Source organism: Lysinibacillus sp. EB106-09-02-XG168 (assembly GCF_058791475.1).
Window position 1 is genome coordinate 2156712 of the sequence record NZ_JBYTDN010000003.1, and the last position, 12048, is coordinate 2168759.

13 protein-coding genes and 3 pseudogenes are annotated in these 12048 nt (G+C 34.1%); 12 read left to right on the forward strand and 4 right to left on the reverse strand.

All coding sequences use genetic code 11. The features are described 5' to 3' along the window. Positions 1-256: 256 nt before the first annotated feature. Positions 257-562 (forward strand): annotated as a pseudogene (locus tag AC3WSO_RS11385) (YncE family protein); the annotation flags it as partial. Between the two features lie 19 nt (positions 563-581). Here AC3WSO_RS11385 and AC3WSO_RS11390 read toward each other — a convergent pair. Then, positions 582-746: a hypothetical protein gene (locus AC3WSO_RS11390; RefSeq protein ID WP_492530842.1), complete on the reverse strand. Its 165-nt coding sequence runs from the start codon at positions 744-746 to the stop codon at positions 582-584. Between the two features lie 285 nt (positions 747-1031). Here AC3WSO_RS11390 and AC3WSO_RS11395 point away from each other — a divergent pair, with 285 nt between their 5' ends. Beyond that, positions 1032-1493 carry a hypothetical protein gene (locus AC3WSO_RS11395; protein WP_492530844.1) on the forward strand — a complete coding sequence of 154 codons (462 nt, stop codon included), beginning with the start codon at positions 1032-1034 and terminating at the stop codon, positions 1491-1493. A gap of 65 nt (positions 1494-1558) precedes the next feature. On the opposite strand, the pseudogene AC3WSO_RS11400 reads toward AC3WSO_RS11395, so the two are convergent. After that, a pseudogene (locus AC3WSO_RS11400) lies at positions 1559-1789 on the reverse strand (hypothetical protein); the annotation flags it as partial. 173 nt (positions 1790-1962) lie between these two features. Between AC3WSO_RS11400 and AC3WSO_RS11405 the strand changes: the two are divergent. Beyond that, positions 1963-2289 (forward strand): hypothetical protein, encoded by a 327-nt coding sequence (locus AC3WSO_RS11405; protein WP_492530846.1) that lies wholly within the window; start codon positions 1963-1965, stop codon positions 2287-2289. Between the two features lie 275 nt (positions 2290-2564). Here AC3WSO_RS11405 and AC3WSO_RS11410 read toward each other — a convergent pair whose 3' ends face one another. Further along, positions 2565-2876: a hypothetical protein gene (locus AC3WSO_RS11410; RefSeq protein WP_492530848.1), complete on the reverse strand. Its 312-nt coding sequence runs from the start codon at positions 2874-2876 to the stop codon at positions 2565-2567. 1298 nt (positions 2877-4174) lie between these two features. Between AC3WSO_RS11410 and AC3WSO_RS11415 the strand changes: the two genes are divergently transcribed. Beyond that, positions 4175-5446 (forward strand): oligosaccharide repeat unit polymerase, encoded by a 1272-nt coding sequence (locus AC3WSO_RS11415; protein ID WP_492530850.1) that lies wholly within the window; start codon positions 4175-4177, stop codon positions 5444-5446. A 134-nt stretch (positions 5447-5580) separates the two neighbouring features. On the opposite strand, the gene AC3WSO_RS11420 is transcribed toward AC3WSO_RS11415, so the two are convergent. After that, positions 5581-6231 (reverse strand): FusB/FusC family EF-G-binding protein, encoded by a 651-nt coding sequence (locus AC3WSO_RS11420; RefSeq protein WP_492530852.1) that lies wholly within the window; start codon positions 6229-6231, stop codon positions 5581-5583. Positions 6232-6761: 530 nt separating this feature from the next. Here AC3WSO_RS11420 and AC3WSO_RS11425 point away from each other — a divergent pair. The 8 genes and pseudogenes from AC3WSO_RS11425 to AC3WSO_RS11460 all read left to right on the forward strand — a co-directional run bounded on the left by AC3WSO_RS11425 (position 6762) and on the right by AC3WSO_RS11460 (position 11680). Next, the gene (locus AC3WSO_RS11425; RefSeq protein WP_492530854.1) at positions 6762-7394 is read left to right on the forward strand and encodes a class I SAM-dependent methyltransferase; all 633 of its coding nucleotides are present in this window, start codon (positions 6762-6764) and stop codon (positions 7392-7394) included. A 277-nt stretch (positions 7395-7671) separates the two neighbouring features. Beyond that, on the forward strand, positions 7672-8070 hold the full coding sequence (locus AC3WSO_RS11430; protein WP_492530857.1) for a MarR family winged helix-turn-helix transcriptional regulator: 399 nt from the start codon (positions 7672-7674) through the stop codon (positions 8068-8070). Next, positions 8070-8417 carry a DUF3147 family protein gene (locus tag AC3WSO_RS11435; RefSeq protein WP_492530858.1) on the forward strand — a complete coding sequence of 116 codons (348 nt, stop codon included), beginning with the start codon at positions 8070-8072 and terminating at the stop codon, positions 8415-8417. Before AC3WSO_RS11430 ends, AC3WSO_RS11435 begins: the two co-directional genes overlap by 1 nt. An 11-nt stretch (positions 8418-8428) precedes the next feature. Then, positions 8429-8911 (forward strand): annotated as a pseudogene (locus tag AC3WSO_RS11440) (GNAT family N-acetyltransferase). Positions 8912-9044: 133 nt separating this feature from the next. Further along, on the forward strand, positions 9045-9509 hold the full coding sequence (locus AC3WSO_RS11445; protein WP_492530860.1) for a hypothetical protein: 465 nt from the start codon (positions 9045-9047) through the stop codon (positions 9507-9509). 192 nt (positions 9510-9701) lie between these two features. Continuing rightward, the gene (locus AC3WSO_RS11450; protein WP_492530862.1) at positions 9702-10208 is read left to right on the forward strand and encodes a hypothetical protein; all 507 of its coding nucleotides are present in this window, start codon (positions 9702-9704) and stop codon (positions 10206-10208) included. Positions 10209-10431: 223 nt separating this feature from the next. Beyond that, positions 10432-11220 carry a lipid II flippase Amj family protein gene (locus AC3WSO_RS11455; protein WP_492534328.1) on the forward strand — a complete coding sequence of 263 codons (789 nt, stop codon included), beginning with the start codon at positions 10432-10434 and terminating at the stop codon, positions 11218-11220. A gap of 100 nt (positions 11221-11320) precedes the next feature. Beyond that, on the forward strand, positions 11321-11680 hold the full coding sequence (locus AC3WSO_RS11460; RefSeq protein WP_492530864.1) for a hypothetical protein: 360 nt from the start codon (positions 11321-11323) through the stop codon (positions 11678-11680). Positions 11681-12048 lie beyond the last annotated feature (368 nt).

Sequence of the window (12048 nt, forward strand, 5' to 3'; positions counted from 1 at the left end):
GAGATAAACTTGCTCTTTCCAATAAACTGTTTAACCCTCAACGATTCATAGTTGAAAGCATAATAAAAAGCCATCTCGAAATGAGATAGCTTTTAGCATTCTAGGAGAAAAGGGATAGCCTAGGCTATCTTTTATTCAAACCTATATACAAAAAAACAGTGTTTCCTTAAGTGTAATTTGTTTATATCAATTTGAAGCTTCTTCATAGAATGATAAGAAGGAGCATAATTATAATTCTTAATCTTTTCATATGCGAACTGTTTCTGTTATCAATACTGCTAGCAACACCGTTGTGGCTACGATTCCAGTTGGAAACAATCCCGGGAAAATTGCTATCGCCTCCAATGGTACCCGTGCATATGTTACAAACTCTAGTTCTAATACGGTCTCGATCATTAATACGTTAAACAACAAAGTTATTGGCACTATTCCGATTGGAGCTTCACCTAATAATATTGCGATTACACCAGATGGTACCCGTGCTTATGCTACAAACCTTGGCTCTAGTATAGTTACTGTTATCAATACAGCAACAAGTACCGTTATCGATACTATTTCAGTTGTAACGCCATCGTTTCTTTTTAATATTTTTTATGGATAGGAAAAAATATAACTATTAATAACAATCCTAAATACAAAGGATACTTTAAAAATTCATTTGTTGAATATCCCATTAAATAAGTCATACCTATTAACATCATTACTATACCAATTGCAAACAAAACAAGTCCTATTTTTTTCTTCATACATTTCCCTCCAAATTTAAAAATTCTACTTTATTTTGAGCCTGCCTCCATGGGGTCTAGATTCATCTTCATCAACAATACGCTTTTAATTCCATATTTAATTCTCTTATGCTCTTTCTAAGTTTCCAGTTTGGTATTTTTTTGTGGTAAAATAAAGAGATAATTAACTGATTATTTATTTAATTCCGATAACTAAGTGAATGATTTTTCTTTATCCAATAACGTATGAGGGTATGTTATTTATCCAGATATTTAAGGACTATGACCCAACTAAGGAGATGAAGCATGAAATTCAATGCAACTTTAAAAGGGATTTTGATTGGAATGATTATATCTTTAATTGTTCCTTTTCTGATGATGAATATATTGCAAGGAGTTATGGGGGGGATTACAAATTATTTTGGAGAAAGCTGGTTATATATAGCTTTATTCATTCCTTGTACATGTGCTTTTGGTTATCTTGGTTATTATTTATCTATGAAAAATAATTTATTGAATAAGCAAAGATGGAAAATTACTATCGTCTTAGTATTAATAGTCAGTTTGTTTGGAGGAACCGTTGGCACAATAATAGGGGAAACTATTGTGCGAGGTGGAATGGAAACAATTAGTATACAAACTACTGTTTTATCGGGGATTTTTTATAGCTTTGTATTTTTACCAATTACACTACCTCTAGGGAAATTTATCGTTGATATTCTATATCAGTGGGTTCATCAATTACCTTGGGGTTCGATGAATACTTGAAGAAATTAGGAAGTTTTTAAAGTTTGTTTGTTGCAAGACGTTGTTGTAGAAGATGGTTTAAATAACTAAAACCGCTGTACAAAAAGATTGTACAGCGGTTTTGTTATTTTTTTATGCATCATATGAAAGTCCTTTATCAACATTTGTATATTCCATAGGCAGTCCAAGTGACAGAACTGTATCAGCTGTAACTCGCGGGTCATGTAACCATACTGTTTAGCAGTTTTTCCACCTAATTTACGCCAAAACTCATATGCAGGAAAACCATCATGTTTACCTGTAATACGCACAGTTCCAGACGAGTCACTTTAAGTGTAAATTCATAGTTAATTTTAGGAGCACCTAGTATTAACGGGTTTCCTGTTGTACATTTACAATCGAGGTAGAGAACATCATTTTCCATAGGTGCCTTAGTTTGGTTTGAATGTATTATTGTTTATCATTTAGGTAAAATAAGGTAGGTATTCTATTGTTTAAAAATGTTTCAAAACCCCAATTAACTCTATATTTTTCTACGGCTCTTCTCAGCTTTTTACAAGCAATTAATCTCAGGGGGAAAGAAAGGCCATCACTGGTTCTTACCAATTGGATTTGTAAGGAAAAAATTATTTCCGATGATTTTTTAGCACCTTATTACCCGATTTGTATTGGGCTGATTGCAGTCGGTATCTATATTTTAACTCACATGTCTAATATTCTAGATGCATATAAACTTCTTGCAAGGAATGAGGTACATGCTAATCGATTTGGCTTTAAGTTTAGAAAGAAAGTAAGAAAAAAGATTAATGATTTTTAAACGTATACAGATGAAATTAAACAAAACATATACATTTTTCAGCCTTAGTTTGCCTCAAATTAAAGTTATTTTTTAAGATGAACCAAATATGCAAGGAGAAGAAATGTTTTCAATCGAAACAAAAGAGATCGTGAACAGTCTTATATACACAATGAAAAGTCACTCAAATTAAAACTTGAGTGACTTTTGTTGTAATTTATACTTTTACATAAAATTATTATGTCACATGATAATATGTAGCTATCTCTTGTAAGTTAGATATTTTGAAATTAAGATTAAAAATTTACATAACTAGCTTCATCTCTGTCTGAGTCATAATATAGAAAATCTGTTATCCCGTGTTTTTCCTGTAAGTATTCTTTTACTATTCCTATATCTTTACCGAAAGTAGGAAATGGAGAGCTTCCGAAATATATTGAATAGGGTCCATCTTCAGATATAGAAGCGTATAGTAATTCTTTATCATCGTAGTGAAAATCAAGATTCCATCCTTTGTAACAAATCATATAAGTTCCATTTCCGCATTTGTCTTCATAAGGAACGATATTAACATTACATATTTTATTATTTATTAAAAATGAATCCATGTTGCCTTACTCCTTTATAAATTCTATTTGCATATTGCATTTTAATGGAAATTTTTGATTAAGTAAATAGAAATTTTAATATATAGATTAACCGACGTATAGGAACCATACGTACGGAGGTGTGAGAGTTCGGCTAGCCTCCTACAGATATTATGATAATTTCTCCATAACTTCTTGAATAAAAGAATCTTTATATTCAGATTCAAAAATAGAAACACCCTTTTTATTCGAAATTTGCAGTATTTCTCCAATCTTTGTTTCATCACTCTCTTTAAAGGCCTTTTCAATATATTGCAAATCCTGCTTGTAAAGGGGATACATTTATTCAATATAAACGTCTGTTTTAATATAATTAAAAACAAACGTTCTCGTCGCGAGGAATGTAGAAGATGAAAGAACAATTGATTAAAGCAATGCAGCGTAAACAATAGTGAATATGATGTACTTGGCGCAGGTATGAATGTACATAAAAATGTTTAGTACCCCAGATGTACCCTAAAAGAGATATAAAAATATACAATAATATTAAAATCAAAAAGTGTTGTACGCTATGAAACATTGATACTATAACAATCTATCTATAGGAAACTACACAATATAAATTCATTTGAACTCTGGCAGAAAAACACACCGCCGAAGTGGTTGTCTTGATAAATAAAGGTTTAGGGGCTTTCTGTTAAAGATTAGCCCCATTTTTGCAGCATGGTCGAATTAGTCAATATTTTTATCTTCCATTTCTCTCAATACATGTATGTATGAACCATTATCTGTTTGTTGCCTAATTGTTCAGCTATTGCTTTTACTAGTATATGGTCATTCATAAATATAGTTAGTTTCATATAAGGCACGTTGAAGTATACTTTTGAATTGTCTGTGTAACGCGATTGACAGCATAGGATCACATACTTTTTATGAGAAAAACAAAAATCCGTATCTTCTAACTTTCCCTCGATCAATTCGTATCAACTTTGATTTTTAGCTCACTATTTTACTTTTTAGATGTTCTAGTATCGTGTCTGGTCCGCTTCTGAATAATACTAATTGTTTGGGACCGATAATAATTTCTTTTGAGTTATGGTTTTTTATTAGTTTAGGATTGGCAAAGCAACTTTCTTATTGAGCTAATGAGGCAGTTTAGTGCGGCGAGGATATAACGTTAAATGGGACAACGGACGCTACAATTATAACTAACTAAAATAGGGAAAGTATATATCGTATTATCTGTTAATATGATATACTATTTTTATTTTACATATTTGGAAATTGATATAAAGTTTGGGAGGGGAGCATCTTAGGATATGAAACATTTTTTCAGAAAATTAAATAAAATCGATACATTTTCGCCGTATTTCTTTTTACCATTTATTTTACTGCTATATTTCTTTACAAGCATGTTTGATTGGCATAGGTTTGAACAGTTCAATATACATGTATCCATTTGGCCAGCAGTGATTTTAGCGGTTATTTGCTATTACATAGGTGTTTACGTTATAGACAAGCAGAAATGGACAATCCCTTCATTTGGCCTGTCGTTTTTAGGGAAATATGTGATTCATTTTATTGTGTTTCTCACATTACTTGGTTTAAGTGCCTACATAATGATGGTTTTTGGAAGCGGCCTTGGTATTACGGATGAGTCAAATCGCCGAAATCTGAATCCGAAGCTGAACTTCTTTAGTCAATTACTATGGTTTGGAGCTTTGTTGCTACTATCCTATAAAATGATTTTGGAAAAGCGTATGACGTGGAAAAAAGCGTTCATCTACGGTGCTATCTATGCAGTAGTTATGTTTTTATTTGTGTTAGTAGCTTATCGAACACCATTAATTATTATGCTATTCACAGGGCTCATCATTATCCACTACGTAGTAAAACGTGTGAAACTATCTTGGTTTTTAACAACGCTTTTAGTTATTGGTGTAGCATTCTCAATGTTTAGTTTTATTCGTGTGTTAACGGAGGACCGGTCATTAGAATTCAATCGCCGAGATCAGCCGGATGTGGAGCTAACGGAAGAGGCGAGAGAGCAGCTGTTAACGGCAGAGCAAAAGGTAAACCAGACACCACTATGGGTCCGTGCGCTAAATGAAGAAAGTGTAACAGGGCATATTGTGTTAAGTACAATTATTGAGTATACACAGGAGAACGGGTATTTAAACGGGGAAGTTCATAAAGGGATCTTTAGTACGGTATTACCTGGTGAGCAAACTTCACCTCGTATGAAGGTAACTGAAGTTGTCAATTCCGTGAGTGTGGAGAAGGGGAAGAACATTACACGTGAAAACCGCACGACTACTCCAACCTTTATCGGCCAATTATTTTTAGATGGAGGCTATTTATTAGTAGCAATAGGCTTCTTTTTATACGGTGCTTTAATTTCGCTTATTTATAATAAAGTGAAGCAGGAGGGCATTCGAAGTTTCCATGCTGTCGCCTATGCATTTACCATTACAGTATTTACTGTGTCTATGCATACAGGTTTACTCGATTTAATCTTTATTTTAATGCTTGGCTTTGTCATTATTGCATCGTCGATTATAAAAGTAGATAAAAATCAGCTTAGATATTAATAATGACTATCCAAAAAGCCTTCTCCGTAATGGAGAAGGCTTTTTAATCTCTAAAAAACTGTACATAAAGCTTGATGTGAAAAATAAAATGCAGCAGTGGGGATGAAAAATACCCCACTGATTAAAGTTTTACGTTATTGAGTGACACGTTCGAAAAACTCTTTTGTTTTTTCTATATCCGTTACATGTCGATTGCATGTTTGGCTATCTGCGCAAATGTAATTACTATAATTCGTGAACGTTCCAACGACTTGCCCTTTTACAGACGTTGTAAATAGGCCAACTTCAGAATGGCGGTTACATAGTGCACATATTCCTTTAATTGTATTGTTAGAGAAAGTTCCTTTAATCGCTTTTAGCTGTTCATCTTGTTCCAATACGACATATTTTCGATGTGTACCGGGATCATCCCAAGCTAAATAACAAATCTGCTGAAAGTCCATTTCTTCAAGCTTCGGTAGCTTGAGCTTTTTTTCCTTTTTAAATAGGCTCTTCAGCGTGCTTGCAGTGACTGCTTTGAATGGGATGACATATGGTTTTAAGCGCTCTAAATACGCTTCGCCATGAGCGCGATCTGTCACATTAAAAAGCTGTTCAATTAGCTCTGTTTCCGCAGTGGATAGCGCTAATTTTGCTGTAATTTCGCTTTCAACAATACCATGTACGGCTAAGATAATGTTTTTATCCTTTGTTGTTGCAAGTGTTTGTATAATTTTATTCATTTGTTGCTCAAGTAAATGATAGTTTGCGACCGTTAAGAACGGCTGAATTGTTTGTTTTTCCATTTGAATTCACTCCTAAAATAGTAGGCTTTTAATAAGGGTTACTGGCCTAAAGAGATCATTCAATTTATGTTAATTGCGTTAACTTTTCTAGACCTCTTTGACCTGTAAAGTGTTTGGTCTAGAGCAAGCATTACAAAAGAATGCGTTCATTTCGATTCCTCCTTGAAAAGAGACTACCGTTATTATAACATTTTTTTGGAATTATATAAAGTTAGAAAATTTAATTTATTTAATGAGAAAAAATGGTATAATAGTTTAATGTTAGTTCATTGCTAATAGTTATGGATGACATTTTGAAAGAAGTATGTCGTGTGTATGGCACGCCTACAAAAAAAGTGGCCCGTCGGAAAAGAAAACACCCTACACGATAAGAGGATGAGCTTGAATTTGAAAGGGGGAATTTTTATGAAACAGGTTATAGGTCATGAAAATTTATATGTATGGAGAGGGATTGTTAGTAACTAACATGGGATGTTTAGTGCGAATAGACCTTCCGAATTCTTAACCTATTGAAACCTAGGAGGACTATTATGCTAAGTCAACAAGGATTTAATTTATGGGCTGATGGTTACGATAAAACGGTTCAGCTAAGTGAAGAAAGCAATCAATATCCATTTGCAGGATATAAAGAAGTATTAAATACGATTTTTAATGAGGTCATGCATATTCCAAAGTCCACTGTATTAGACATTGGATTTGGGACTGGGGTGTTAACGGCAAAGCTATATGACAATGGGCATATGATCAATGGATTCGATTTTTCCTCAAAAATGATCGAAATTGCAAAAGAAAAAATGCCTAATGCAAACTTAATGGAGTGGGACTTGTCAAAAGGGCTGCCAACAGCACTTCTTCATCAAAAATATGACGCCATTATTAGCACCTATGCATTGCATCATTTTACCGATGAAATGAAGGTGCAATACATTATAGAATTATTGCAACATCTAACACATGAAGGCAAAATTTTTATCGGCGATATTGCGTTTCATACAAGAGTGGACCTTGAAAAATGCCGTGAAGAAAGTATTGGCTATTGGGATGATGATGAAATTTACTTTGTCCATGAGGAGATAAGTTCCTTGTTAAAAGGAATATGCCAATTAGAATTTTACCCGATCTCGCATTGTGGTGGTGTTTTTGTTCTTTCAAATTTTGCGTAGGAAGATGAGATAGAATTAATTTCATAAGGGTGTATTTGTGAAAATTCTTTGATTTTAGGATCTCGATAAAACTAGTAAATGGGCTGCCAATGGACAGCCCATTTATTTAGCATGTGGAAAACTTCCTTATGTTGAATTTCCTTTAAATGGATACCGAATTATTCGAGTGTTAAAAAGTTTGAAAATTCCAACTTTTGAATATGGGAGTAATTCTCTTTTATTATATCGTACTTTACGATATAATCGTTCGTATTGATATAATAAAGGGGTAAGTTTAATGATTAAAGATATAAACAATTATTTTACAACGATTTTCTACCATCTACACACAAAACATGAAGATTCAATTTCGCATCAGAGCGTGCGTATTTTACAGATGATTCAAAAGGAAGTTGAAGTAACAGTGCGTGATATTGCAGAGTTACTGAATATTTCTCATAATACAGCGTCTGAGCATATCAAAAAGCTGGAGCGTAACGGCTGGGTGAAAAAGGAACGGGACATCGATGATCAGCGTAAAGTACATATTCATTTAACAACTGAAGGGCTTCTTGTTTTAAAGAAAAACACAGAATTAGATGAGAAGAAACTGCAATTTGCACTAAACCAGCTTACGGAAGAAGAGCAACGAAAGATCTTAGAGGCATTTAGTTTATTAAGCGAGGTGGCTAAATAATGTACACTTTTGTAAAAATTTTATGCTCGGCAGCCGTTATTGGTATTGTGACAGAGATTGCTAGAAGGTTTCCTAGCTATGGTGGCATTATCGCAGCGTTGCCACTTGTCAGTATTTTAAGCATCATTTGGCTTACTGTGCAAAGTGAATCGAGTGAGCATATTCAGCGATTTACGGTTGGCGTGATCGTTGGTTTACCGGCAACAATGGTGATGCTGTTTGTTATTTATTTGGCGATGAAATCATCGATCCATATCGTTTTTGCCATTGGACTAGGCATTGTTTCGTGGGCAGTATTTTTAGGTGTTCAAAAAGCTATTACTAGTATGCTCAATATATCAATTTAGGAGAATAAAAAATGACAATAATTCCTATTCAGCAAGTACCACAAAATAATGTGCGGCAGTTTTTTAAATAACATTGGGGAAGTACAGAAATGGTCATTTCCAGTGGGATTTATGACTGTAGTAAATTAGAGGGGTTCGTCTATGTAGATGAAAACAACATGATTTTAGGTCTTGTAACGTATATCATGCGAGAGGAAGAATGTGAAATTATTTCCCTTGATAGTATTGTAGAAGGAAGAGGGATAGGTTCATTGCTAGTACAAGCGGTTGAAGAAATTGCTTTCGAACAAGGCTGTACAATAATTACTCTAATAACGACAAATGATAATTTACACGCATTAAAATTTTATCAAAAAAGAGGTTATCACTTAGTTGAAATTATACAAAACGCGGTCGAACAAGCAAGAGCATATAAACCTGAAATTCCTTTAATCGGCAATGATGGAATTCCAATACGTGATGAAATACGATTAGAAAAGCAATCTGGCTTATAATGAGTCAGGTTGTTTTTAGTTGGTTTAAAGAAGTTAGGTGGAGATGAAGAAAAATCCTGATTCTATTATTCAAGGTTTCATCACCTACGATTTCTCGCTATACTTGATAGGTAGCAAGAAAGTGAGGAATGACATGAAAAAATTATTATTTGTTTTATTGTTTAGTGTTCTAGTAGTGGGGGCTGCCTTCATCATTTATTTAAAAAGCAATCCGCCACTCGTCATGAACAGTTATACGAATCCTGTAGATGATTCAACTATAAGAATCTTAGAAATAGAAAATAAAGGACTGCATGAGATAGAGCTTCAACAAATTTTCGTCAATGATAAAGTACCTGAAAGTGCCGAGCTTGCCGTGAGTAAGTCTGAACCATTTGAAGCGGAGACAAAATTGGTTGGTAATGCGAATATTACCTATCATAAATTAAAGCAAATAACCATTTTTCCGAGTCAATACATAGATCGTCAGGCCATTGGAAAGCAGCCTCAGCATTATGCAGTAAAGGTTGAAGCGCCTTCTATTAAAAAAATAACGATTAAGTACAAGTATTTAAAAATACCATTTACTTTAACGGCCGAGTTACAAGCAAAAAAGTGAAACTATCATCAGTGGGGTTTTCTTACCCACTGATTTTTTGTCTTCACCAATGGCTAAGTCTGGATATACTCGTTATTTGTCTTATCCTTTATGCCTATGTCATTTCATAAGATTGTTTGGTGAAAAAATACTGCGACTCCTAAAACATGGTAATCTGATAGTAATAGCTATTACGGTGTCGGGAGGGACTAAATGGGATTTTTAATCGTTAGTATAGTACTTGTTATCTGTATTTTTACTGTGACTTTAGTGGTTATTCAGAAGCACTCGAAGGTGGATGTCAAGTTAGATGTAACAGCTGTTTCTGAAGGGGTTAATGAATTAGGTCAAGCTATTATGAAAATATATTTTACATTTTCAATTGGTAAACTAGCACAACGTAATAAAGAAATAATAGGCAGTATTGATTGGTCACAAGGATGGATGCCTGTTTGCTATAATTTAAAGGAAAATGGGGTCTATCAGGAGCAACGATTACTCCGTGCTGCAAATGAGACAACCTATACAACCTTCGAAATAGCTACAAATGATATTGATCATCTGGGACGGGGAGAGGGATATGTTGTGTTAGTATTAGAAGACCCAATTTCTACTGATAAGTCTAGAGCAGGTGTGATTCTTGCTGTTACTGCTAATATGGTGACCTATCAGCTATCTGATTCAACTAGCTGGAATAATGACTTCGCAGTAAATCAATAAATACAGAGTAAGCTATTCGTTAGGAGGAAAAGCCTGATGAATAGCTTTTCTATTTGGTGGGAAATAACGGAACTTATTAAAGTGAATTTCGTAGAATATTAAAGGGAGGGAGTGTCTCGGTTGTATTCATTACGATATGAGTTCAACCTTGGGTCAAAAGATGTCTAATCAATAATCGAAAAGAAGGTACAAGACTTTGGATATTTTAACAAATAAATTGATCATGATTGCTTTATTTATTCTCATCATCCATTCGATAGAAACACTTGCGTATGCAGTTCGATTATCAGGTGCACGTGTGAAATTACTAGCCTCTGCACTATCTTTGTTCAATGTGATGGTTATGGTGTCAAGGTTGGCAAATATGATGCAGCAGCCTTTTACCGGAAGTTTGGCTGATACAGCACCGAAAGAAAATACATTAGCGTTTGTGGAGCAGCAATTCCGAGTGCTTATTGGAGCCGCTTCAATAGGTACTTTAGTAGGCATTCTACTATTGCCGACTTTTATAGCGATATTTTCAAGAGCCATTATTCATTTATCTGAGGAAAAAGGTTCTATTCCAGCATTATTCAAGAAAGGTTTTAGTATAGAGTATTTTAAACGTGGAATAAAACATATCCATTTGCCAAGCTTTTCATACTTAAAGGGAATTAACTGGCGTGATATACCCCTTAAATTATTTATTGTGAATATCGTGATAACCGCCATTTATACAATTGGTGTCCTGTCTGCACTTTACGCATCTTTATTAGTTCCAGAAAGAAATACAACTGCTGTGATGGCATCAGGACTTATTAATGGGGTAGCAACGATGTTACTAATTATATTTATTGACCCTAAAATTTCCGTTCTTGCAGACGATGTTATTAATCAAAGAGGTAGTTATTTAAGTCTGAAACAAGCGTCTGTGATGATGATGGGTTCAAGGCTACTAGGTACATGTTTAGCACAGCTTATATTTATTCCTGGGGCAAAATATATTGCTTGGTTTACACAATTTATGACATAAGGAGGGTTTACACGGATCATCACTATTAAAGCTGAGTAACAGTTTTCAAGAAGGGTAGATTGAAGTAGAAAACTTTCTAGGGGAGGAAAATTAATATTTAATGAAAAAGTTATGTTTCCTAATTTTGATGATATTTGTGTTAGCTGCTTGTAGTACGAATCAACAAGAAGAGGTACATTTTATATCGAAAAGTGAGCATTGGAAGGCTGTATATCATAGTAATACGGAAGAGGGCTTACGAATTTTCTATCTTGGAGAAGAGAAAGACTTAGGTGATTTACAAATAACGATAGAAGGTTCAAAAGAATCAATAACTTTCAATGATGTTCGAGTAAATACCGATAAACAGTTTATCTTAACAAAAAAAGAAAGTACGAAAATTTTTAAAAAGGATGCTGCCCCAATTATTCATATTCAGTGGCAGTCTTACAAAGACACTTTAGAAGTGAAAAATGGATAAAACTCAGCATAAGGGATTATATGGTCGAAGTGATCAGCAGCGTTTTGATACATATTTTTGCCAGAATATTCAAGTTGAATTAGAGTCGAAATTGTTTTGAGAAAAATTTTCAATTATTGACAAGTAATGAAACATTCGTTATAGTAAGTAACAATTTCACAAAACAATGAAATTGGCGATGAGAAGGACACGAGTTTTGATAAGCGATTTACAGAGAGGGAGGCAAGGGCTGAAAGCTTCCTAATGCAGCTAGCGAAACTTACTACCTTTGAGCAGTGCTTGGAAACTTGCACCGTATTTGCAACGTTACTGCATAACAATGAGCCACTAGAGCATCTAGTGGGAATTTGGGTGGAACCACGGGTAAT

Excerpts from the sequence above, each read along its gene's own strand:
- AC3WSO_RS11445 (WP_492530860.1), top strand. The coding sequence starts at position 9,045 with ATGAAAAAATTATTATTTGTTTTATTGTTTAGTGTTCTAGTAGTGGGG.
- AC3WSO_RS11420 (WP_492530852.1), bottom strand. The coding sequence starts at position 6,231 with ATGGAAAAACAAACAATTCAGCCGTTCTTAACGGTCGCAAACTATCAT.
- AC3WSO_RS11410 (WP_492530848.1), bottom strand. The coding sequence starts at position 2,876 with ATGGATTCATTTTTAATAAATAATAAAATATGTAATGTTAATATCGTT.
- AC3WSO_RS11450 (WP_492530862.1), top strand. The coding sequence starts at position 9,702 with ATGGGATTTTTAATCGTTAGTATAGTACTTGTTATCTGTATTTTTACT.
- AC3WSO_RS11390 (WP_492530842.1), bottom strand. The coding sequence starts at position 746 with ATGAAGAAAAAAATAGGACTTGTTTTGTTTGCAATTGGTATAGTAATG.
- AC3WSO_RS11435 (WP_492530858.1), top strand. The coding sequence starts at position 8,070 with ATGTACACTTTTGTAAAAATTTTATGCTCGGCAGCCGTTATTGGTATT.
- AC3WSO_RS11425 (WP_492530854.1), top strand. The coding sequence starts at position 6,762 with ATGCTAAGTCAACAAGGATTTAATTTATGGGCTGATGGTTACGATAAA.
- AC3WSO_RS11460 (WP_492530864.1), top strand. The coding sequence starts at position 11,321 with ATGAAAAAGTTATGTTTCCTAATTTTGATGATATTTGTGTTAGCTGCT.
- AC3WSO_RS11415 (WP_492530850.1), top strand. The coding sequence starts at position 4,175 with ATGAAACATTTTTTCAGAAAATTAAATAAAATCGATACATTTTCGCCG.
- AC3WSO_RS11430 (WP_492530857.1), top strand. The coding sequence starts at position 7,672 with ATGATTAAAGATATAAACAATTATTTTACAACGATTTTCTACCATCTA.
- AC3WSO_RS11455 (WP_492534328.1), top strand. The coding sequence starts at position 10,432 with ATGATTGCTTTATTTATTCTCATCATCCATTCGATAGAAACACTTGCG.
- AC3WSO_RS11395 (WP_492530844.1), top strand. The coding sequence starts at position 1,032 with ATGAAATTCAATGCAACTTTAAAAGGGATTTTGATTGGAATGATTATA.